The organism is Streptomyces yokosukanensis (genome assembly GCF_001514035.1).
Taxonomy (GTDB): domain Bacteria; phylum Actinomycetota; class Actinomycetes; order Streptomycetales; family Streptomycetaceae; genus Streptomyces; species Streptomyces yokosukanensis.
The window spans coordinates 68,671-90,257 of record NZ_KQ948216.1 but is presented as its reverse complement, the minus strand read 5'-3'; the positions used below and the strand labels follow the sequence as shown (position 1 = coordinate 90,257).

General features: G+C 71.3%; 23 protein-coding genes. 12 read left to right on the top strand and 11 right to left on the bottom strand.

The window, feature by feature from the left end:
* Nucleotides 1-106 precede the first annotated feature (106 nt).
* From AQI95_RS50180 to AQI95_RS26465, 3 genes are all read right to left on the bottom strand, one after another.
* Nucleotides 107-202 carry an Ms4533A family Cys-rich leader peptide gene (locus AQI95_RS50180; RefSeq protein ID WP_341849479.1) on the bottom strand — a complete coding sequence of 32 codons (96 nt, stop codon included), beginning with the start codon at nucleotides 200-202 and terminating at the stop codon, nucleotides 107-109.
* Nucleotides 203-258: 56 nt separating this feature from the next.
* Nucleotides 259-1,404: a DUF3152 domain-containing protein gene (locus AQI95_RS50175; RefSeq protein WP_341849478.1), complete on the bottom strand. Its 1,146-nt coding sequence runs from the start codon at nucleotides 1,402-1,404 to the stop codon at nucleotides 259-261.
* A 694-nt stretch (nucleotides 1,405-2,098) separates the two neighbouring features.
* Nucleotides 2,099-3,112: an alpha/beta fold hydrolase gene (locus tag AQI95_RS26465; RefSeq protein WP_067128842.1), complete on the bottom strand. Its 1,014-nt coding sequence runs from the start codon at nucleotides 3,110-3,112 to the stop codon at nucleotides 2,099-2,101.
* Nucleotides 3,113-3,403: 291 nt separating this feature from the next.
* Between AQI95_RS26465 and AQI95_RS26460 the strand changes: the two genes are divergently transcribed.
* From AQI95_RS26460 to AQI95_RS26445, 4 genes are all read left to right on the top strand, one after another.
* Entirely contained in the window at nucleotides 3,404-3,625 is a 222-nt protein-coding gene (locus AQI95_RS26460; protein WP_067128839.1) for a hypothetical protein, read from the top strand.
* A 157-nt stretch (nucleotides 3,626-3,782) separates the two neighbouring features.
* On the top strand, nucleotides 3,783-4,424 hold the full coding sequence (locus AQI95_RS26455) for a TetR/AcrR family transcriptional regulator (RefSeq protein WP_067128836.1): 642 nt from the start codon (nucleotides 3,783-3,785) through the stop codon (nucleotides 4,422-4,424).
* Between the two features lie 147 nt (nucleotides 4,425-4,571).
* A complete protein-coding gene (locus AQI95_RS26450; protein ID WP_067129457.1) occupies nucleotides 4,572-4,799 on the top strand; it encodes a DUF3107 domain-containing protein in 228 nt (75 codons plus the stop codon).
* Between the two features lie 184 nt (nucleotides 4,800-4,983).
* Nucleotides 4,984-5,250, top strand: a complete 267-nt coding sequence (locus AQI95_RS26445) for a hypothetical protein (RefSeq protein WP_067128833.1) — start codon at nucleotides 4,984-4,986, stop codon at nucleotides 5,248-5,250.
* 129 nt (nucleotides 5,251-5,379) lie between these two features.
* Here AQI95_RS26445 and AQI95_RS26440 read toward each other — a convergent pair whose 3' ends face one another.
* On the bottom strand, nucleotides 5,380-6,117 hold the full coding sequence (locus tag AQI95_RS26440; RefSeq protein WP_067128830.1) for a ferritin-like fold-containing protein: 738 nt from the start codon (nucleotides 6,115-6,117) through the stop codon (nucleotides 5,380-5,382).
* A gap of 405 nt (nucleotides 6,118-6,522) precedes the next feature.
* Between AQI95_RS26440 and AQI95_RS26435 the strand changes: the two genes are divergently transcribed.
* Complete coding sequence (locus AQI95_RS26435; RefSeq protein WP_244188858.1) at nucleotides 6,523-9,186, top strand: DEAD/DEAH box helicase; 2,664 nt, start codon at nucleotides 6,523-6,525, stop codon at nucleotides 9,184-9,186.
* 139 nt (nucleotides 9,187-9,325) lie between these two features.
* Nucleotides 9,326-10,210, top strand: coding sequence for an alpha/beta fold hydrolase (locus AQI95_RS26430; RefSeq protein WP_079071485.1), 885 nt, complete (start codon nucleotides 9,326-9,328; stop codon nucleotides 10,208-10,210).
* 36 nt (nucleotides 10,211-10,246) lie between these two features.
* On the opposite strand, the gene AQI95_RS26425 is transcribed toward AQI95_RS26430, so the two are convergent.
* Entirely contained in the window at nucleotides 10,247-11,140 is an 894-nt protein-coding gene (locus tag AQI95_RS26425; RefSeq protein WP_067128827.1) for an NYN domain-containing protein, read from the bottom strand.
* Nucleotides 11,141-11,356: 216 nt separating this feature from the next.
* Here AQI95_RS26425 and AQI95_RS48060 point away from each other — a divergent pair, with 216 nt between their 5' ends.
* Complete coding sequence (locus AQI95_RS48060) at nucleotides 11,357-11,509, top strand: hypothetical protein (protein ID WP_167361966.1); 153 nt, start codon at nucleotides 11,357-11,359, stop codon at nucleotides 11,507-11,509.
* A 55-nt stretch (nucleotides 11,510-11,564) separates the two neighbouring features.
* On the opposite strand, the gene AQI95_RS26420 is transcribed toward AQI95_RS48060, so the two are convergent.
* The 4 genes from AQI95_RS26420 to AQI95_RS26405 form a co-directional block, all read right to left on the bottom strand.
* Nucleotides 11,565-12,170: a MarC family protein gene (locus AQI95_RS26420; RefSeq protein WP_067128824.1), complete on the bottom strand. Its 606-nt coding sequence runs from the start codon at nucleotides 12,168-12,170 to the stop codon at nucleotides 11,565-11,567.
* Between the two features lie 149 nt (nucleotides 12,171-12,319).
* Entirely contained in the window at nucleotides 12,320-13,177 is an 858-nt protein-coding gene (locus tag AQI95_RS26415) for a PHP domain-containing protein (protein ID WP_067128821.1), read from the bottom strand.
* A gap of 176 nt (nucleotides 13,178-13,353) precedes the next feature.
* Complete coding sequence (locus AQI95_RS26410) at nucleotides 13,354-13,995, bottom strand: DUF6758 family protein (protein ID WP_067128818.1); 642 nt, start codon at nucleotides 13,993-13,995, stop codon at nucleotides 13,354-13,356.
* Nucleotides 13,996-14,191: 196 nt separating this feature from the next.
* Complete coding sequence (locus AQI95_RS26405; protein ID WP_067128815.1) at nucleotides 14,192-14,776, bottom strand: suppressor of fused domain protein; 585 nt, start codon at nucleotides 14,774-14,776, stop codon at nucleotides 14,192-14,194.
* A gap of 461 nt (nucleotides 14,777-15,237) precedes the next feature.
* Here AQI95_RS26405 and AQI95_RS26400 point away from each other — a divergent pair, with 461 nt between their 5' ends.
* Nucleotides 15,238-16,362 carry a magnesium and cobalt transport protein CorA gene (locus AQI95_RS26400; RefSeq protein ID WP_067128812.1) on the top strand — a complete coding sequence of 375 codons (1,125 nt, stop codon included), beginning with the start codon at nucleotides 15,238-15,240 and terminating at the stop codon, nucleotides 16,360-16,362.
* A 24-nt stretch (nucleotides 16,363-16,386) separates the two neighbouring features.
* On the top strand, nucleotides 16,387-16,899 hold the full coding sequence (locus AQI95_RS26395) for a hypothetical protein (RefSeq protein ID WP_067128809.1): 513 nt from the start codon (nucleotides 16,387-16,389) through the stop codon (nucleotides 16,897-16,899).
* Between the two features lie 31 nt (nucleotides 16,900-16,930).
* Here the strand turns inward: AQI95_RS26395 and AQI95_RS26390 are convergent, their stop codons facing one another.
* Nucleotides 16,931-17,680, bottom strand: a complete 750-nt coding sequence (locus AQI95_RS26390) for a hypothetical protein (protein WP_167361965.1) — start codon at nucleotides 17,678-17,680, stop codon at nucleotides 16,931-16,933.
* A 252-nt stretch (nucleotides 17,681-17,932) separates the two neighbouring features.
* Here AQI95_RS26390 and AQI95_RS26385 point away from each other — a divergent pair, with 252 nt between their 5' ends.
* From AQI95_RS26385 to AQI95_RS26375, 3 genes are read left to right on the top strand one after another with little or no spacing between them, the layout of a single operon-like run.
* Nucleotides 17,933-19,273, top strand: coding sequence for a magnesium transporter MgtE N-terminal domain-containing protein (locus tag AQI95_RS26385; protein ID WP_067128806.1), 1,341 nt, complete (start codon nucleotides 17,933-17,935; stop codon nucleotides 19,271-19,273).
* Nucleotides 19,263-19,865, top strand: a complete 603-nt coding sequence (locus AQI95_RS26380; RefSeq protein WP_067128803.1) for a DUF1003 domain-containing protein — start codon at nucleotides 19,263-19,265, stop codon at nucleotides 19,863-19,865. The genes AQI95_RS26385 and AQI95_RS26380 overlap by 11 nt, the downstream gene beginning before the upstream one ends.
* Nucleotides 19,866-19,908: 43 nt before the next feature.
* The gene (locus tag AQI95_RS26375) at nucleotides 19,909-21,042 is read left to right on the top strand and encodes an Mrp/NBP35 family ATP-binding protein (RefSeq protein WP_067128800.1); all 1,134 of its coding nucleotides are present in this window, start codon (nucleotides 19,909-19,911) and stop codon (nucleotides 21,040-21,042) included.
* A gap of 60 nt (nucleotides 21,043-21,102) precedes the next feature.
* Here the strand turns inward: AQI95_RS26375 and AQI95_RS26370 are convergent, their stop codons facing one another.
* The gene (locus AQI95_RS26370; RefSeq protein ID WP_067128797.1) at nucleotides 21,103-21,504 is read right to left on the bottom strand and encodes a hypothetical protein; all 402 of its coding nucleotides are present in this window, start codon (nucleotides 21,502-21,504) and stop codon (nucleotides 21,103-21,105) included.
* Nucleotides 21,505-21,587: the final 83 nt, after the last annotated feature.

The following is a 21,587-nucleotide window of genomic DNA, read 5'->3' as shown; positions in this document are numbered from 1 at the left end:
TGCGAGCAGACGTCGGCCCCGGCGCCGGGTCGTCGAAAAGTCCGTGACGCGGTCACGGACGAAAGAGGCGAAGAAGGGTCGCGACGCGAACGCCGGGGAGGCGGCGTCAGCGACAGTCGATGTCGGCCACGCAGAGTGCGGTCACGCCGATGAGCGCCAGCTCGATGGCTGCGCTCTCGGAGACGGCATGACTAGACCACATGCGCAGAAATATGAACGAACTTACGACTCATGTCAATGTGACGTAAGTGGCGCCGGTCAACTCTTGGGATACGGCCAGGGATTGGGCAGACAGTGGATTCCGTCATGGTCGAGGAACTTGGTCTGCTGCTGCATGACGGGAGCGAGCTCGCCGCTCTTCTGGCAGCTGACATGACCGTACCCGAGCCGGTGGCCGACCTCGTGGTTGATCAACATCTGCCGATACGGGTGGATTTTGTCCCCGTATGTCTTGCTGCCCTGGGCCCATCTGTATGCATTGATCATCACTCGTTCGGTGGAGGCGGAGTCGCAGGAGACGTTGTCCTCCGTGGTGTCCAGGCCAGACTTGGCACACCACTTGGCGGTCGTACCGGGGCTCGCGAGCGTGATCACGAAGTCGGGTTTGCCGGAGGAGATCCGCTCGAAGGTACGGGCGCCGCTGTGGGCCCAACTGCGTTCGTCGTTCAGGGTCTTCTGCACGGCCTCGGCGAAGAGCACGCCGTCCAGCCCCATGCCCTGCTCGATGTCGACGCGATAGGTGTACTTCCGACCGGTGCCGGGCGCCTTGGCGAAACCGGGCACGGTCTCGAACTTCCCCGAGCCCTTCAGGGTGGCGCTGAGCGGGTACGTCCGGCCCATCTTCTGCTCGTACGACAGCGCGACGGTGCCGGGCGAGGCGGACGCGCTCGGGCCGCCCGGAGCGCTCGCGTCACCGGCCTGGTCGGGCACGGAGCGCGCCTGCGTACCGCCGCCGTCCTGCGACTCGGCCACCTGTCCGGCGACGACCACCGCGAGCACGGTGGTGACGGCGGCCGCCGCGATACCGGTGAACGCCCGTCCCTTGCCGCCGGGACGCTGCGCGGGCAGGCCGACGGCGCGCTGGGCGGGCGGGCTCGCGGGAGGCGCGTCGCCGCCGGCCGCCGCCGGTGCGTCGGCCGGGCTCTCCACGGCGGGGCGGGGCTCCCCGGGGCGGGGCGCGAAGACGTCGAGATCGTCGTCGGCACCTACCGTGCCGCCGCGCGCGCCGGAGAAGGCGTCGAGGTACTCCTGCCGGGGGCCGCCGGCCCCCGGCCCCGCCGTCCGCTGGCGCGGCAGCACGACCCCGGGCCCGGCCGCGCCCGGGAACTCACCCCAGCCACCACCGGCTTCCCGCTGCTCGGGATGCCCGCCACGCGCGGAACCACCCTCATGCGGACGGGGCACACCGCGCGCGGGAGTGCCGTCAGGAAGCGTCGGGACACCGCGCGCGGGAGTGCCGTCGGCGAAACGTGGCACACCGTGCGCAGGGGTGCCGTCGGGGAGACGAGGCACACCATGAGCCGGGGTTCCGTCCGGGAAACGGGGCACACCGTGCGCAGGCGTGCCATCGGGGAGACGGGGCACCCCATGAGCCGCAGTACCGGCGCCGAATCCCGGCACGCCGTGCGCCGCGGTCCCGTCGGGAGGCCTTGGAACACCGTGCGCGGGAGTGCCGTCGGGGAACCTCGGCACCCCCTGCGCGGGCGTGCCGCCCGTCGGCGCCTGTCGCTGCCCCGGCAACAGCGGCGGCTGCCCGCCTCGCGCAGCGGCAGCACCGGGCGCGGACAGGGCCCCCGGAGCGCCCGACGAACCCGGCACGCCCCCACGGCCCGGGGCGCCCGGCACACCCGGCGCCCCCGCCGGACCCGGCGCGCCCGGCGCCCACAGAGCGCCCGCGGGACCACCCTGCGCGCCCCGCGCGCCCTCTGCGTACGGCGCGTCCACACGATGCTGCGCCCCGGATCCACTGCCCTGTGCCGGAAAGTCCCGGCCGTCGCCCGAGCGGGCACCCCGTTGTCGCGCCGTGCGCTTGGCGGATATGTCCGCGGAGTCGTCCTTGGGGGCCGGACCGCGGCGGCTGTGACGTCCCACGCGGGCCTCAGCTCCCCGCGCCCGGGACGGTGACGTCGGTGACATCACCCTCGGTGTCCGTGCCCGACTCCCCGGTGTCCGCGAGGAGTTCACGGAACGCCGTCGCCACCACCTCCGGGTACTCCATCATCGCCACGTGCCCGGCGTCCGGCAGGGACAGCAGCCGGGAGTCACGGAAGGCGCGGGCGGCGCGGGCGGCCATACGGAAGCCGACGAGCTGGTCGCGACCGCCGTACACGAGCAGGGTCGGCGCGAGCACGCGCTCGGCCTGGCGCCACAGCCCGTGTTGCCCGCCGAGCGTGTAGGCGTTGACGATCCCGCGCGCGGAGCGGGCCATCGCGTCCCAGAAGTACGGCAGTTGCAACCGCCGCTCCAGTTCCTCGACGGCGTCCTGGAACGCCTCGGACGTGACCCGCGAGGGATCGCCGTAGCAGAGCGCCATGACGCCGCCGACCCGCTGCTCGGCCGTCCACTCCTTGGTGAGCCGGGTGAACAGCGCGGCGACCCCGGGCACGCCGAGCAGTGCGGTCGGCGCCGCGGCGCGCTGGATGCGCAGCTCCGGCAGGGCGGGCGACACGAGCGTGAGCGTACGGACGAGGTCGGGGCGTGCGGCGGCCACGCGCGTGGTGACCGCGCCGCCGAGCGAGTTGCCGAACAGGTGGACCGGGCCGCGGCCGACCGCGTCGAGATAGCGGATCACCGCGCGCGCGTGCCCGGTGATCGAGTAGTTCCCGTCGTCGGGGGGCGGGGAGTCGCCGAAGCCCGGCAGGTCGAGTGCCTCGCTGTGGACGACATCGTCCAGCTCCGCCATCAGCACCGACCAGTTCTGGGAGGAACCGCCGAGCCCGTGGACGTACAGCGCGGGGGGCAGGTCCTGGCTCGCGGGGCGGCGGGAACGGATCGACAGGGTGACTCCGGGCAGCCCCACGGACCGCAGCCGCTCGCCCTCACCGACCCTGACGGACGCCGCCCTGGGAAACACACTGGCGGCCGACACGGACGGCGACTCGGTCGAAGACATGCGGCAATGTTACGAGGTGATCACGCCGAGATTCATGTGTCAGCCGTCACAGAATGCACCGTCAGTGACGATTGTGACCGTGAGTGAGGGTCGAATCGGACGAGCGCGGGCGGATGGTACGCGACCGGTGGGCGTCCGGAACACCGGCGGGCATCCGGAACGCCGGTGGACAACGGCAACGAACGGACGACACGGCATGGCGTCCGGATCAGGACTCTCCTAGGCTCGTACCGAGGGCACCCGCAGTGGCCCCTGCTGCCTCCAGGGACATGACCAGGAAGGGAGCCCACCATGGCCTACGACCCCACAGAGCCCGACGTGACCGACGACCTGGAGGTCGACCCGGTGGAGATCGACGTCGAGGCCCCCGAGGTGGACGCCGCCGAGCAGCACGCCGACATCGCGCCCGACCGTGACGACCCGCTGACGGGCGTGGACCCGGACCGGGCGAACGTGGCCGATCTGGTCGAACAGGCCCGTGTGGTCTCACTCGACGAGGACGACTACCGCTGACATCGACGGGGTCCCGCGGCCGCGCAAGGAGACCGCTGCCGCTTTCGCCGCCGTCCGGTACGTGAAATTCTGCGCTCGCACCGCGCACACCACGGTTACCGAAAAGTACGATGGCCGCGCGGCTGACACCGCGAAATGGACGACTTTGGGAGGCGGCGTGACAGCCATCGAGCAAACTGAGGCGGCCCGCCCGCGTGGCACCCGTCTGCCGCGCCGAGCCCGACGGAACCAACTGCTGGGCGCGGCCCAGGAGGTTTTCGTCGCACAGGGGTATCACGCGGCCGCGATGGACGACATCGCCGAGCGGGCCGGCGTCAGCAAGCCGGTGCTCTACCAGCACTTTCCCGGCAAGCTCGACTTGTATCTCGCCCTGCTGGACCAGCACTGCGAGGCGCTGATCCAGTCCGTGCGCGGGGCGCTGGCGTCCACCACCGACAACAAGCAGCGCGTCCGGGCCACCATGGACGCCTACTTCGCGTACGTCGAGGACGACGGCGGCGCCTTCCGCCTGGTCTTCGAGTCGGACCTGACGAACGAGCCCGCGGTCCGCGAGCGCGTGGACAAGGTCACGAACGACTGCGCCGAGGCCATCTGCGAGGTCATCGCCGAGGACACGGGCCTGTCGCGCGCCGAGTCGATGCTGCTCGCCTCGGGACTCGGCGGACTCGCCCAGGTGGTGGCCCGCTCCTGGCTGCACAGCGACCGCAGCGTGCCGCGCGATCAGGCGGTGCAACTGCTGGCCTCGCTGGCCTGGCGGGGCATCGCCGGGTTCCCGCTGCACGGCAACGATCACCACTGACGGCACCTGACCGGCTGGCTTTGTTCCCGCACGCTGTTCGCTGACGGCGTGCGGGCCCGCAGCGTGTACGTCCCCTCACCGGACTAATGTGTGCTGCGTACGGCGCGGAAGATCGCGCTCATCACTGACCGTCGGAGGGACAAAGCCGTGGAGGTCAAGATCGGCGTGCAGCACGCGCCCCGCGAGATCGTTCTGGAGAGCGGTGAGAGCGTCGAGGAGGTCGAGCGTCTGGTGTCCGACGCGCTGTCCGGCAAGACGCAGCTGCTGAGCCTCAAGGACGAGAAGGGCCGCAAGGTCCTGGTGCCGACCGACCGCCTGGCGTACGTGGAGATCGGCGAGCCGACCGTGCGCAAGGTGGGATTCGGCACGCTGTAGGCCGACGTAGTGAGAAGGGCCCGGCGGCAATCGGCCGCCGGGCCCTTCTGCGTGCCGGTCTTTGTGCGGGTCTCGCACACGGACAGCGCACAACTCCCGCACAGCGGAGGATTGCCGTCCGCAGGTCAGGGGTATGACGGGCTACGACCGACAAGGGCAGGCCTGCAGTGGGAGGGACCTCGAGATGATCCTGGAAGCACTCGGATCCGCTGTGCTCGGTCTCGTTCTGGCATGGGCGGCGGCGCACCGCCTGTCCCACCGCCTGCCGACCCGCCCCCTGGTCTTCTCGACGGGCATCGCCGGAGCCCTGTTCGGCGACTTCGTCACCCACACCGCACTCGGCCCCGGCACCGCCTGGCCGAGCCTCCTGGGCGCCGCGATCATCTCCGCCGCGTCCCTGTCCCTGCTGCTCCGCCCAGCGGGCCGCCTCCGCCGATCAGCGACGGCGTAGCGACGACGCCTTCGCGGTGGACGCACCTCTCGGCACCCCAGGGGTGCGGGGATCTGCGCGACCGGCGGCAACGGACCCGCGGCCGCGCGACTCACCGTACGCGCCCCGCAGGGCGCGCCGCTCCCGGGCTCAGGCCGCGAGGCCCAGCGCGGCCATTCGCTTCGTGTGCGCCTCCGTGATCCGCGAGAACATCCTGCCGACCTCCGCGAGGTCGAACCCGTCGGCCACGCCGCCCACGAGCATCGTGGAGAGGGCGTCCCGGTCGGCGACCACCCGCTGGGACTGCGACAGCGCCTCGCCCATCAGCCGCCGCGCCCACAGCGCCAGCCGGCCGCCCACCCGCGGGTCGGCGTCGATGGCGGCCCGCACCTTCTCCACCGCGAACCCGGCGTGCCCGGTGTCGTCGAGGACGGCGAGAACCAGTTCACGGGTGTCCGCATCGAGTCGGGCCGCGACCTCGCGGTAGAAGTCGCTCGCGATCGAGTCGCCGACGTACGCCTTGACCAGGCCCTCCAGCCAGTCCGAGGGCGCGGTCTGCTTGTGGAAGCCGTCGAGGGCGGCGACGAAGGGGTCCATCGCGGCCGTCGGCTCCTCGCCGATCTCGGTCAGCCGGTCCCGCAGCCGCTCGAAGTGGTGGAACTCGGCCGAGGCCATCTTCGCCAGCTCCGCCTTGTCCGCCAGGGTCGGCGCCAGCTTCGCGTCCTCCGCGAGCCGCTCGAACGCCGCCAGCTCCCCGTACGCGAGCGCGCCGAGCAGGTCCACGACGGCGGCTCGGTACTGCGGGTCGGCGGAGGCCTGCGCCCAGTTCTGGGCGGCGATGCCCGTGGGCGCCGCGGTGCCGTTCTCAGGCTTGTCAGAGCTAGTCATGAGGCGCACAATAGCCCGCTTGAGCGCCCCCGGAAGGCCCTGCTGGATCACTGTGACCACCACGACGTGACCAAATCGGCCATCGCATGTGCGCGATTCCGGGGTATGGTGGTAATGCGCCTGACTGAGTGCGTCGACGGTGTTCGACGTGTCCCGACAGGCCGCACGCATGAGGATGCCCGGTCGTTGGCCCGATCGGCTCCGACCCGACAGCCCTCCGTGGCCGTACGACACAGTACGTACACCGACCGGAGGGACACCCTCAGCGGTACGAGCGCTAGAGCGTCGGCAGAGGTCCCGTGCTTTACGGCTTGCCCAAGTGGTTCGCCCGTACGGCAGCCGACGTCCCCGGCACGGTCAGTCATGACCCCCGCGCTCGCCTCGCACCGCGCACACAGAAGAGGCATGACCCTGACTACGACGTTTCGAGAACTCGGAATCCTCCCCGAGACCGCCGAGGCCCTGGAGGCCGTCGGCATCATCAATCCCTTCCCCATCCAGGAGATGACGCTTCCCGTCGCCCTTTCCGGCACGGACGTCATCGGCCAGGCCAAGACCGGCACCGGCAAGACGCTGGGCTTCGGTCTCCCGCTCCTCGAGCGCGTCACCGTCCCCGCCGACGTGGAGGCCGGACGCGCCGCCCCCGAGGCGCTCACCGACGCCCCGCAGGCCCTCGTCGTCGTCCCCACGCGCGAGCTGTGCACCCAGGTCACCAACGACCTGCTGACGGCCGGCAAGGTCCGTAACGTGCGAGTGACCGCGATCTACGGCGGCCGGGCCTACGAGCCGCAGGTGGAGGCCCTGAAGAAGGGCGTCGACGTGGTCGTCGGCACCCCGGGTCGGCTGCTCGACCTCGCGGGCCAGAAGAAGCTGAACCTGAAGCACATCAAGTCCCTGGTCCTCGACGAGGCCGACGAGATGCTCGACCTGGGCTTCCTGCCCGATGTCGAGAAGATCATCAACATGCTGCCGGCCAAGCGCCAGACCATGCTGTTCTCGGCCACCATGCCGGGCGCGGTCATCGGCCTCGCGCGCCGCTACATGTCCCGGCCCACGCACATCCGCGCCACCGCGCCGGACGACGAGGGCGCGACGGTCGCGAACATCAAGCAGTTCGTGTACCGCGGTCACTCCATGGACAAGCCGGAGATGATCGCCCGCATCCTGCAGGCCGAGGGCCGCGGACTGGCGATGATCTTCTGCCGCACCAAGCGCACGGCCGCCGACATCGCCGAGCAGCTGCAGCGCCGCGGCTTCGCCTCCGGCGCGGTCCACGGCGACCTCGGCCAGGGCGCCCGCGAGCAGGCGCTGCGCGCCTTCCGCAACGGCAAGGTCGACGTCCTGGTCTGCACCGACGTCGCCGCGCGCGGCATCGACGTCGAGGGCGTGACCCACGTCGTCAACTACCAGTCCCCCGAGGACGAGAAGACGTACCTGCACCGCATCGGCCGTACCGGCCGCGCGGGCGCCAAGGGTACGGCGATCACGTTCGTCGACTGGGACGACATCCCGCGCTGGCAGCTGATCAACAAGGCGCTGGAGCTGGACTTCAACGACCCGGTGGAGACGTACTCCACGTCCCCGCACCTGTTCTCCGACCTCGGCATCCCCGAGGGCACGAAGGGCGTCCTGCCGCGCTCGGAGCGGACCCGCGCGGGTCTGGACGCGGAGGAGCTGGAGGACCTGGGCGAGACCGGTGGCCGCGGTGCGCGCGGTCGCGGGGGCCGGGGCGAGCGCGGTGACCGCGGTGAGCGCGGTGACCGTCCCGACTCCGGTGCCGCCACGGCCGAGCGCGAGCGTCCGTCCCGTACGCCGCGCCGTCGCCGCCGTACGCGCAATGGCTCCCCCGTGGACGCCACCGCCGCGCCGGCCGCCACGACGGCTCCGGCACCGGCCGCCGAGTCCGGCCCGTCGGAGGAGTCCCAGGCGACGTCCCGCACCCTGCGCCGCCGTCGCCGTACACGCGGCGGAGCGGCGGCCCAGCCGGGGTCGGTGCCAGCCGCCGAGGCCGTCGTCGAGACGGTGGAGGCCGTGGCGGCCCCGGCCGCCGCCGAGGTCCTGGAGGCCCCGGAGAAGCCGCGCCGCCGCCGCACTCGCAAGTCGGCGGAGCCCACGGTGACGGCGCCTGTCGTCGAGACCGTGGCCGAGCCGGCCGCCACGCCGGTGCAGACCGCGACGGTGACGGAGGCCGTGTCGGCGTCCGGCACGCCGGCCGTGGAAGCGCCGGAGGCGAAGCCGCGTCGTCGTACCCGCAAGACGGCCGAGCCCGCGGCGGAGAAGGTCGTCGCCGCGGCCGAGCCCGTCGAGATCGCGGAGGAGCCCGCCCCGGCGGCCAAGCCGCGCCGCACGCGGAAGGCGGCGGCAGCCGCCGAGGCCGCGGTGGACACGGCCGAGGCGACGGAGGCCAAGCCGCGCCGGACCCGGAAGACGGCCGCCACCGCACCGGAGGCGACCGAAGCCCCCGAGGCCGAGGCCAAGCCCCGCCGGACCCGCAAGACGGCCGCCACCGCCGCCGTCGAGACCGCCGAAGGCACGGAAGCCAAGCCGCGCCGCACGCGCAAGGCCGCAGCGACCACCGAGGCCCCCGAAGCCGAGGCCAAGCCGCGCCGGACCCGGAAGACGGCCGCCACCGCACCGGAGGCGGCCGAAGCCCCGGAGGCGGAGGCCAAGCCGCGCCGGACCCGCAAGGCAGCCGCCACCGCACCGGAGCCCACCGAGGCCCCCGAGGCCGAGGCCAAGCCGCGCCGGACCCGCAAGACGGCCGCCACCGCCGCCGTCGAGACCGCCGAAGGCACGGAAGCCAAGCCGCGCCGCACGCGCAAGGCCGCAGCGACCACCGAGGCCCCCGAAGCCGAGGCCAAGCCGCGCCGCGCCCGGAAGACGGCGGCTGCCGTCGCCGAGGTGGACGGTGCCGCCGAGGTGGCCGTGCCCAAGGTGCGGCGGACCCGCAAGGCCGTCGCCGAGACGGTCGCCGCGGAGATTCCGGCGCAGGCCACCGAGGAGCCGGAGGCCAAGCCGCGTCGCCGTACCCGCAAGGCCGCGGCGGCCGTCGAGGCCGCCGAGAGCTGATCCGGCACCCCGTCACCGACGGCCCGGCCCACTTCCTGTGGGCCGGGCCGTCGCGCGTCCGGCGGGTCGGCAACGCCGCCCGGCGCAGCCCGGCACGGCCGCCTCGCTGCGGTTCGTCGCTGCCCGATAGCCTCTCCCCATGAGCAGGCCCGTCACCTTTGTCCCGCCGCCCGGCGCCCGTGCGTACTCCCTGCGGACCGCGCGCGGTGAGTTCGCCGTCGTCGACGCTCCCGTGGCCGACGGGGTTGAGCCCCGGGGAGTCGCGCTGTTGCTGCCGGGGTTCACCGGGAGCAAGGAGGACTTCAATCCGCTGCATGTGCCGCTCGCGCGGCGCGGATACCGGACCGTGGCCGTGGACGGGCGCGGACAGTACGAGTCGGACGGCCCCGAGAGCGACGAATCCGCTTACGCGCAAGGGGAGTTGGCGCGTGACGTGCTGGCGCAGACCGAGGCGCTCGGACAGCCCGTACATCTGCTGGGCCACTCCCTCGGCGGGCAGATCTCCCGCGCGGCCGTACTGCTCGACCACGCGCCCTTCCGCTCGCTGACCCTCATGGCCTCCGGCCCCGCGCAGATCTCGGAATCCCAGCAGCAGCGCGTGAAGCTGCTGCGGGACGCGCTCGAGGTGATGAGCATGGCGCACGTGTGGGAGGCGATCCAGGCGATGGAGACGCCCGAGGAGACCGAGACGGCGGCGCTCGACGACGGACTCGACGACCGGGACGACCTGCGGCGCCGCTGGCTGGGCACGAAACCCGCCCAACTCATCGCCACCGGGCGCCAGTTGTGCACGGAACCGGACCGGATCGCGGAACTTGTCGCCCTGCCGCTGCCGTTTCACGTCCTGTCCGGCTCACGGGACGACACCTGGCCGGTGCCCCTGCTGGACGACATGGCGGTACGGCTGAGCGCGCGGCGGACGGTGATCGAGGACGCCGAGCACTCCCCCAACACCGACCAGCCCCTGGCCACGGCCCGTGCGATCGCCGACTTCTGGGACGAGGGCACGGCGGCCGGGATGTGACGACGGCCCGCCGCTGCCCCAGCTAGTGCCCCGGCACTAGTACTGGCTCTGCAGATGGTCCCAGAAGCCGTCCCTGAGGGCACGGCGGAGGTCCGCCTGGCCGCGCAGGGAGTACTGGAGCAGGCCCTCGGCCTCGACCAGCAGGTCCTGGTCGACGGAGCCGGGGAGGTAGGGGTGGCCGGGCAGGAGGTCGGCCAGGGCCTCGCGGCCCCGGGCGGACAGCCATTTCGCGGCGATCTGGGCGCCGACGAAGCGGACGTCCTCGCGGGTGGGGCGGGTGCCGGTGGTTTCGTAGGCGGCGGCCGTGCGGCGGGAGACATACGGTTTGAAGAAGTCGAGGTCGAGGGTGCGCTGGCTGTCGACCTCCCAGAGCAGCGGCTCGGCCTGGTTGCGGCCCTCGGGGGCCTCGATGCCCCACAGGTGGACCCGGGCGCCGTACCCCTGCGCCGCCTCGACCGCCGAGACCAGGTCCTCGTCGCCGCCGAGGAGCGCCGCGTCGCTGATGGCGCGGTGGCGGGCCAGCGACTCCAGGTCGGAGCGGATCAGTGAATCGACGCCCTTCTGCTGGTTGTTGGCGTTGAGGTTGCCCAGGCGGACCTTGACGTCGGGCAGTTCGGCGATGGTCTGCTGCTCGGCGGTGTGGATGCGGCGGCGGGCGCCGTCGTACCAGTAGACGCGCAGCAGGCGGCTGTCCGCGAAGACCGAGCGGGCCCGGTCGATGAGGGCCTCGATCAGGCCCTCGGCGTCGAGGTCGAAGGCCCGTCGGTCCTCGGTTCCGGCGACCAGTCGGCCGGCGGCCGCGTACAGATACCCCGCGTCGACGAAGATCGCGTGGGTGGAGGGCGTCTTCGCCACTTCGGCGAGCATGCGTTCCAGCAGCTCGTTCGTGTGGTCGATGCGGGCGCCCAGGGCCGCCAGGTCGTCGTTCATCGCCTCCATTGTCCCGGTGGTCACGCTGCGAACACAACTGGTCCCCGTCGGTCCCGTCACGGGGTTCTAACCTCGCGGTAATTAGGCGCTCGAAAAATTTCCTTAGCGTAGGGAATGTTTGCCACGTGCACTGCGTTGGACCGTGTGACGCCGGAGAGACCAGGCGTCACACGAGTAGTTCTCCGCAGGAGGATGACCAGACGAAGGGAGAAGCCCATGCGCTTCGAAATCATGCGACTCGACGAGGTCGACGGCACGACCGTGGACAGCACCGTCGTGGACGCCGCCTCCGTCAACCGGATCGTTCAGCAGGCCGCCGCCATCGGACAGCGCCTGTGGATCCGCCCGGCCGAGGCCAAGGCCTCGTAACGCTCACGCGTGCCGTGGCACTCAAGCTTTCCGGGGGAGCCGAGCCGACGAGGGCTCAGCTCCCCCGGATCACCTGAGTGACACCGTTGATGATCTGCTGCACGGCGATCGCGGAGAGCATCATGCCCGCGAGCCGCGTCACCAGCACGACACCGCCGTCCTTGATGACCCGGATGATCAGCAGCGAGTAGCGCATCACCAGCCACAGCACGACATGGATCGCGAGGATCGCGGACCACACCGAGATCTGCGTGGCCACGCTGTCGGCCTTCTGCACGGCCAGGATCACGGAGACGATCGCGCCGGGCCCGGCCAGCAACGGCATGCCGAGCGGTACGAGCGCCACGTTCACGTCCTTGGTCTGCTTCGGCTCGTCGGTCTTGCCGGTGAGCAGGTCCAGCGCGATCAGCAGGAGCAGCAGACCACCCGCGATCATCAGCGCGGGGACGGAGACGTGCAGATAGTTCAGGATCTGGTGGCCCAGGACGCCGAACGTGGCGATGACCCCGCCCGCCACGCACACGGCCTGGAAGGCCATGCGCTTTTGTACCTTGGCCGGACGGCCGGCGGTCAGGGCGAGGAAGATCGGGGTGATCCCGGGGGGATCCATGATGACGAAGAGGGTCAGGAACAGGGAGCCGAAGACGGCGATGTCGAACATGGTTGCGCAGCAAGCCTTGCAGAAGAAGTGATACGGGCGTGAGGGGGCGAGACGGGCTCACCTGTGAGATACAGCGAGCGCACCTGTCGGGCACGGCGGACTCGCCTGTCGGGTCGTACGGACTCACCTGTCGGTGAGCCGGGCGGGCCTCAGGCTCCGCCGGCTCCCGGGACGGGGAACGCGCCGGTGGCCCGCCGGGTGATCTCCCCGTACACCTCGGGGTCGGTCGTGTAGGCGCCCAGCGACACGGTCTTGCGGCTGCCGTGGTAGTCCGAGGAGCCCGTGACCAGCAGGTCCAGCTCCTTGGCGAGGCCCCTCAGCCGCTCGCGCGCATCGGTGTCGTGGTCCATGTGGTCGACCTCGATGCCGTCCAGGCCGGCCTCGGCCAACTCCGCGATACGGAAGTCCGGGACCGTACGACCGCGCTTGGCGGCGGCCGGGTGCGCGAACACGCAGACCCCGCCCGCGGCCTTGACCAGCCGGATCGCCTCGAAGGGGTCGGTCTCGTGCTTCTCCACGTAGGCCCGGCCGCCGTCGGCCAGCCACTCCTCGGTGAACGCGTCGCTCACGGTCGGCACGACGCCCAGCTCGACCAGCGCGGTCGCCACGTGCGGGCGCCCCACGGAACCGCCGGCGGCGATCCGCTCGACCTGCTCCCAGGTGACCGGCACGCCCAGCGCGCCGAGCTTGGCGATCATGCCCTTGGCCCGCGGCACCCGGTCGTCCCGCACCAGCTCGCGCTCGGCGAGCAGAGCGGGCTCCTCGGGGTCGAAGAGGTAGGCCAGCAGATGCATGGAGACACCGTCGACCCGGCAGGACAACTCGGCGCCGGTGACCAGGGTGAGTCCCCCGGGCAGCGCGGCGATCGCCTCGGCGTACCCGCGGGTGGTGTCGTGATCGGTCAGCGCGACGACGTCCAGCCCGCAGGCGGCGGCGTTGCGCACCAGCTCGGCGGGGGTGTCCGTACCGTCGGAGGCCGTGGAGTGACAGTGCAGATCGATGCGCACGGTGACTCCAGACGGGGACGTTACGGATGGGGACACCTAAGGATAGCGGGGTCCTGGAGCCCGCCTGTCACACCCGCACCCGGGAAGCACCCTTTACCGGACCGGCCCCAGAGGTGCGGGGAACCTCGCGCCCGGCCCACGACGATCCGCGACCGCCGCCCGGCACACGCGCCGCGCTACGGCCGCAGCAAGCGCGGCGACAGCGCCCCGCACGGCACCAGGTCCAGCTCAGCGCCCGCGTCCCGCAGATCCGTCAGGACCAGTTCGTCGTACATGAGCAGGCCCGCCTGCTCGGGCCACATCACCGCCCAGAGCCACATCCCGAGCGCCTCGCCGGCGAAGACGGCGCGGTCGTCGGGGGTGCGGTAGACGTGCCAGAGCGGGGTCGGACGGCCGGCGGCGAGGACCTTGGCCTGGGGCGGCTTCTCGATGTTCATGTACGACCCCGGGTCGGGGCCGTCGATGCCCGCGTACCGCGCACCGAGGCCGACGCCGAGTTCCTCGGCGACCAGGATGAGTTCGCCGGGCCCGCCGAGCGGGCCGGGGCCGGAGCAGGCGACCGCGGTCGCACGGCCGCCGCTGCGTTCGTCACCCGCGTAGGTGACACCCGTGAAGAGCCAGCCGACCGGCAGCGGCCACGGCATCCACAGCGGGACGTGGGTGCGGTGCACGACGGCACCGAGGGCTTCGACGCTGGGCGGGATCACGGGCTGCAGCGGATACACCGTGCCGTGCACATCGCACTGCCACGAATCGGCGAAGAGACCGGGAGCCCTGACCCGGCCACCACACCTCGGGCAACTGGGTTCGCCCCTCATAGGGCTCCACGGTCCTACCCCTGCCCGCCCACGTCAAGGACGATCACCCGACCGGCAAATTCGGTGCAATATGCATCAATTAGTCGAGCCGACTGGATCCGAGGCGGACCGCCGAGGGCGGCATCAGCACCTTTGCCAACTGGCCGGTCGGGGCCGGGGCTTGGTGAGCTTGCTCACGTCAGCGCCCACCCGGCGTTCAGTCCAGCGGGACGGATCTGCGGGCGGGATCCCTGAGGTCCGTCCCGTTCGCCAGCCAGCGCTCCTGGAGGGTCTGGGCGCCGTGCACCCGCTTGAAGGCGGCCTCGTTCGGGGTCATCGGCAGCAGCGGCAGGAACCGTACCGGCTCCATCGGGTCGTCCAGGTCCAGATCCTCGACCAGACCGCCGGGCTCACCCACCAGGACCGAGGCGAAGGGGGCGCCGGGCCACAGCGGGTCACCGACGTCCAGGGAGGCGCCCGGCGCCACGACCAAGCCCTCCACCTGTGGGGACGCGGCCAGCGCGGCGAGCGGACGGAGCACCTTGTCGGTGTCGGCGAGGCCCGCGCGGACGGAGAGGACCAGCTCGGCGCGGGGACCCTTGACCGGGTCGGCGAGCATCGCGGTGGGGTCGGTCATGGGGTGCGCGGACATACCGAGGGTGGCGTACCGCACGACGTCCCCCTCCTGGAACCGGAGCACCTCGATGCGGTCCGTGCCGAGAAAGGTGACGGCGGCGCGTGCGTCCGGTTCGCCCAGTGCGGTGGTCAACCGAGCCTCGACCAGAGGAAGAACATCAACCATGCGGTGAGCATAGAACTCGTCAGCAGCGGGCAAAGCGGCGCCTTGACAGTTCGGGCGACTGCTACGCTGAGCCGGTGATTCGGGGCAGCACGCAGGCATAGCGCGCCGTCAAGTCCCGACACCGAGGACTCCCTTACGAGGGACCGGCAGGAGGAGGTGGGGCTGTCATGGATCGAAGTCGACCGTGCAGTACCACTCGCTCTTCCGCCCGCTGATCTGGTCACCGGCTGGTTTCTGGCTGACTGCCACCTTCCCGTGCGTATCGCCCATCGGAAGAGCACTTCATTTCGCTGTGCCTGATCTGAATCAGTTCTGCATCAGTAGCGAAGTCGCCACCGCAACGGTGCGGTGCTCCCCGCTTTGTGGACGTACCAAACATCCCGCAGTCAGGACGTCCCCATTCCGGGTAGTTCCACCCGTCGCCGGCGGTCTCTCGCTGCCTGTCGCGAAGGAGCCTGCCCATGTCGATGATCCGCGACCTGCGCGCCGTGGTCCGTCCGTCCCGTGTCTCGCTGCGCAAGACCACGAGCACGTCGTCGTACGACACCACGCGCGACCCCGCCACGCCCTCGGCCGTAGTGGACTGCGCCGTCTACCGCGACGGCACCCGCGTCGAGAGCGCGGGGCCGCTCAGCCCGCACGAGGCGATGCGCCTGGTGCGCCGCGACGGCGGCTTCGTCTGGATCGGGCTGCACGAGCCGACGGAGGCCGAATTCGCCGGTATCGCGAGCGAGTTCGGGCTGCACCCGCTGGCCGTCGAGGACGCGGTGCAGGCCCACCAGCGGCCCAAGCTGGAGCGGTACGACGACTCGCTCTTCACGGTCTTCAAGACCATCCACTACGTCGAGCACGACCGGCTCACCGCCACCAGTGAGGTCGTCGAGACCGGCGAGGTCATGTGCTTCACCGGCCGGGACTTCTTCATCACCGTCCGGCACGGCGGCCAGGGCTCGCTGCGCGCCCTCAGGCACCGGCTGCAGGACGAGCCGGAGCTGCTCGCCAAGGGCCCCTCGGCGGTGCTGCACGCGATCGCCGACCATGTCGTGGACGGCTACATCGCGGTCGCCGACGCCGTGCAGGACGACATCGACGAGGTGGAGACCGAGGTCTTCTCGCCGGGCCGCAAGGGCGGGGTGTCGCGTGGTGTGGACTCGGCGCGGATCTATCAACTCAAGCGCGAGGTACTGGAGTTCAAGCGCGCGGTGGCTCCCCTGCTGCGCCCGATGCAGCTGCTGAGCGAGCGGCCGATGCGGCTGATCGACCCGGACATCCAGAAGTACTTCCGGGACGTCGCCGACCATCTCGCCCGGGTCCAGGAGCAGGTGCTGGGCTTCGACGAACTCCTCAACTCCATCCTCCAGGCCAACCTCGCCCAGGCGTCCGTCGCGCAGAACGAGGACATGCGCAAGATCACCGCCTGGGCCGCGATCATCGCCGTGCCGACGATGGTGTGCGGTGTCTACGGCATGAACTTCAAGTACATGCCCGAGCTGCACTGGAAGTACGGCTACCCGGTGATCATGGGCATCACGGTCGTGATCTGTCTCGGCATCCACCGCACGCTGAAGCGCAACGGCTGGCTCTGAGCAGGCGCTGGGTAGGCTGGGCGCATGACAAGCGAGCTGCTCGACCGGGCCCTCATCGAGGAGGCCGCGAAGAAGTCCGGCCTCATCTGGGTCCGGGGCGCGGACAGCCCCGCCGCGCGTGCGCTGTGGCACGTGTGGCACGAGGGCGCGGTGTGCCTGGTCGGCGACGGGCCCGGTGAGCAGCCGCTGGAGGGGCTGGCCGACGGAGGCCGCGCCGAGGTGACCGCGCGCAGCAAGGACAAGGGCGGCCGGCTGGTGACGTTCCCGGCGACCGTGAGCGAGCTGCCCGCCGGCTCGGCCGAGTGGGAGGCGGCCGTCGCCGAGCTGAAGACCAAGCGCCTGAACGCCCCCGACGGCGAACGGATGCCGGCGCGCTGGGCACGCGAGTGCCGGGTGCTGCGCCTGGTTCCGGCCGGGGCGGTGCTGCCGTTGCCCGACGGCAGCCTGGCCGAGGCCCCGGTGCCGACACCGGCGACGACACGGACACCGATCCCCGCGGGACTGCCGCGGCTGCTGGCGAAGCGCCGCAAGAAGTAGGGACCGCTCTCCGCCGGAGGCCCCAGGGACGCTAGGACGTCGGCAGCTGCCTGCCGTAGTCCACCGTCTCGTCCGGTGCGGGCTCCGCCACGGCGAAGTCCTTGCCCCAGTCGGAGAAGGTGAGGGTTCCGGCCCCGCCGGCACGGACCAGGCGGAGGGGGTACGGCGTGCCCCGCAGGGAGACGTCGAGGCTGCCGCCGGAGCCCTTGCCCGCGGTGATGCGGATGGTGGGGGTGCCCCCGTCGGCGTAGTGGCCGTCCGTCGCCAGTGCGCCGTGCAGCGTGAGCAGCCCGTCGAGGAGGACGTCCTTGTCGGTGAAGCCGCTGAACTTCTTGTACGCGGGATCCCCCTGCGGCACCTTCACGTACATGCCGTTCAGCTTGCCGCCCGCGCCGTCGCCGCCGTCCTTGCCGTCGGCCTGGTTCCAGAAGTCCGCGTCGGCCTTCAGGTACAGCTGCTCACCGACCCGCAGCAGCTTGAAGGTCGCCCCCTTCGAGGTCACCGACCCGGTCCCGCCGTCGGCCTTCAGCTGCATGTCCAACTGGTAGGTCCGGCCGCTGGTGACCACCGTCCCGGACAGCCGCAGCGCCGGCGCTCCCTGGGCGGCCGCCCGGGTCTTCGACTGGATCGTGGCGGCGGGCAGCTTGCCCACCCCGTTCGTCCCCGCGTCCGGATCCTCGCCGCCGCACCCGGTCAGCACCGCCGTCCCCGTCACGGCGAAGGCGCAGATCGCGGTCGCCAGCGCGGCCCTGCGGGTACGGCCCCGGGGAATCGCAGTCACGGGTGGGCTCGCCTTTCTCACGGTTCCTGAACGGCGTACCGCAGCGTACCGGTGCCCCGGGCCGCCCGGCGGAGCCAGTCCACCGGAGTCCCCACCAGGGCGTGTCCGACCGGTACGGGCTAGCCTGAAGCGCACGTGAGCGGGCAAATCCTTGCAATTCACCGATCCATTGACAAAGAAATCGGAACACCCAGTAAAGGGCGATTCCCAGGCCACATCAGCACACGCCACATCAGCAGAGGAAGCAGAGCCATGGCAGCCGGCGCCCCCCGGATCTTCGTCTCGCACCTCGCCGGGGTCCCCGCCTTCGACCCGAACGGCGACCAGGTGGGCCGCGTGCGCGACCTGGTCGTGATGCTGCGCGTGGGCCGCAGGCCCCCGCGGCTGCTCGGGCTGGTCGTCGAACTGACCACCCGGCGCCGTATCTTCCTGCCCATGACCCGGGTCACCGGCGTCGAGTCCGGGCAGGTCATCACCACCGGCGTGATGAACGTCCGGCGTTTCGAGCAGCGACCCACCGAGCGGCTGGTCTTCGGCGAGCTGCTGGACCGGCGTGTGACCCTGGTGGAGACCGGCGAGGAGGTAACCGTCCTCGACCTGTCCGTGCAGCAGCTGCCCGCCCGCCGGGACTGGGAGGTCGACCGCGTCTTCGTGCGCCGGGGGAAGAAGGCGGGCGCCTTCCGGCGGGCCAGGGACGAAAGGCGCGTAGCGCTTCCCTGGAAGGGCGGTGGGGGGAGACGGGCGGGCGAGACGCTGACCGTCGACTGGTCCGCCGTCACCGGGTTCTCCCTGGAGGAGCACGGGCAGGGCGCCGAGAGCCTGCTCGCCACCTTCGAGCAGCTGCGCCCCGCCGACCTCGCCAACGTCCTGCACCACCTCTCCGCCAAGCGGCGCGCCGAGGTCGCCGCCGCGCTCGACGACGACCGCCTGGCCGACGTGCTCGAAGAGCTGCCCGAGGACGACCAGATCGAGATCCTCGGCAAGCTGAAGGAGGAGCGCGCGGCGGACGTCCTGGAGGCCATGGACCCCGACGACGCGGCCGACCTGCTCTCCGAGCTGCCCGAGCAGGACAAGGAGCGGCTGCTGAGCCTGATGCAGCCGGCCGACGCGGCCGACATGCGCCGTCTGATGTCGTACGAGGAGCACACGGCCGGCGGTCTGATGACCACCGAGCCGATCGTGCTGCGGCCGGACGCCACGGTCGCCGACGCGCTCGCCCGGGTCCGCAACCCCGACCTCTCCCCCGCGCTCGCCGCCCAGGTCTATGTCTGCCGCCCGCCCGACGAGACCCCGACCGGCAAGTACCTGGGCACCGTCCACTTCCAGCGGCTGCTGCGCGACCCGCCCTACACGCTGGTCAGCTCGCTCGTGGACGACGATCTGCAGACCCTGGCCCCGGACGCCGCCCTGCCCGTCATCGCCGGGTTCTTCGCCACGTACGACATGGTGGCGGCGCCCGTGGTGGACGAGGCCGGGGCGCTGCTGGGTGCGGTGACCGTGGACGACGTACTGGACCACATGCTCCCCGACGACTGGCGGGAGACCGAGTTCCATCTGGACGAGGGAGAGGAGGCGGCCTCGCATGGCTCCTGAGCGCGAGAGCACACGTGAGCGCACTCCGGCGGGCGCCACGGCGGCCACCCGGTCCCGTGCGCTCCGCCTGGACCAGCCGCGCCCACCGCGCCGCCGGTTCCTGCCCGAGTGGGATCCGGAGGCCTTCGGCCGGCTGTCGGAACGGATCGCCCGCTTCCTGGGCACGGGACGCTTCATCGTCTGGATGACGGTCGTCATCATCCTGTGGGTGGTGTGGAACATCGCCGCGCCGGCGCACCTGCGCTTCGACAACTACCCCTTCATCTTCCTGACCCTGATGCTGTCCCTCCAGGCCTCCTACGCGGCCCCGCTGATCCTGCTCGCGCAGAACAGACAGGACGACCGCGACCGGGTCAACCTGGAGCAGGACCGCAAGCAGAACGAGCGCTCCATCGCCGACACCGAGTACCTGACCCGGGAGATCGCCGCACTGCGCATGGGCCTGGGCGAGGTCGCGACCCGTGACTGGATCCGTTCCGAGGTGCAGGACCTCATCAAGGAACTGGAGGACGGGCGGCGACACGACGGGCACGTCGTATTCCCGGCGGAACGGTCAGAACGGTCGCCGGGACGTGACACAGACGACCGCTGAGGGGCATCCCGAAGGGCCCGCAGGGCGCCGTACCATCGTCCTTATGGCTACGGAAGACGCGGTGCGCGAGGCGCTGGCGACGGTGAACGACCCCGAGATCAACCGACCCATCACCGAACTGGGGATGGTCAAATCGGTGGAGATCGGTGCGGACGGAGCGGTCGCGGTGACCGTGTACCTGACCGTCTCCGGCTGCCCCATGCGCGACACCATCACCCAGCGGGTGACCGAGGCGGTCTCCCGGGTCGAGGGCGTCACCCGCGTCGACGTCACGCTGGACGTGATGAGCGACGAGCAGCGCAAGGAGCTGGCGACGGCCCTGCGCGGCGGTCAGACCGAGCGCGAGGTCCCCTTCGCCAAGCCGGGCAGCCTCACCCGGGTCTACGCGGTCGCCTCCGGCAAGGGCGGCGTCGGCAAGTCCTCGGTGACGGTGAACCTGGCGGCCGCCATGGCCGCCGACGGCCTCAAGGTGGGTGTCGTCGACGCCGACATCTACGGCCACAGCGTGCCGCGCATGCTGGGCGCCGACGGCCGTCCCACCCAGGTCGAGAACATGATCATGCCGCCGTCCGCGAACGGCGTGAAGGTCATCTCCATCGGCATGTTCACCCCGGGCAACGCCCCGGTCGTCTGGCGCGGCCCGATGCTCCACCGCGCCCTCCAGCAGTTCCTCGCCGACGTCTACTGGGGCGACCTCGACGTCCTGCTCCTCGACCTCCCGCCCGGCACGGGTGACATCGCGATCTCTGTGGCCCAGCTGGTCCCGAACGCCGAGATCCTGGTCGTGACCACGCCGCAGCAGGCGGCGGCCGAGGTCGCCGAGCGCGCCGGCTCCATCGCCGTACAGACCCACCAGAAGATCGTCGGCGTGGTCGAGAACATGTCCGGGCTGCCCTGCCCGCACTGCGACGAGATGGTCGACGTCTTCGGCACCGGCGGCGGCCAGCTGGTCGCCGACGGCCTCACCCGCACCACCGGTACGACGGTCCCGGTCCTCGGCAGCATCCCCATCGACGTCCGCCTCCGCGAGGGCGGCGACGAGGGCAAGCCGGTGGTCCTGACCGACCCCGACTCCCCGGCGGGCAGCGCGCTGCGCGCGATCGCCGGCAAGCTGGGCGGCCGCCAGCGGGGCCTGTCGGGCCTGTCGCTGGGGATCACCCCGAAGAACAAGTTCTAGGCTGCTGCGGCGCAGGCCCTTCCCGTCGCTCCGCGCGGCCTGCGCCGGCCGCGGTCGACGTCAACGGTCGCCCGGTCCGTCCTCGCGCCCCGGGCACAGGTCGAGCGTGGTGCACAGCATGATCTCCTGGTACGGGGCTCCGTCGAGCCCCGCGTCCGGTTCGCGGCCGTCATGCGGCACGAACCGCCATTGCGACGCCTTGGTGTGCCGGGTGGTGCCCGCGTTCTCAACCTGAACGTGCAGTGTCCGGGTACTGACGTCGTTGGTCTCCACGAGCACCTCGTCCGCGGCGAGCGGGAAGTGGTCGTGCAGGAGGCACAGGCCGAAACGGTTCAGATTCCCGTGCTTCGCGAGCACCCCCACCAGATCCCGGACGAACTCCGCGTCCTGGGGCCCGAGGCCCTCCGCCTCCTCGAAGCGGGGAAGGGCTGCCCTCGGTGCGGAAACGTTGATGTCCGTCATGACCCCTCCGTCGTCAAATAGTTGACTGTCATCGGATTCCATTATCAACCACTGGCCTATTTCCTGCAATTCGACAGAAAAAG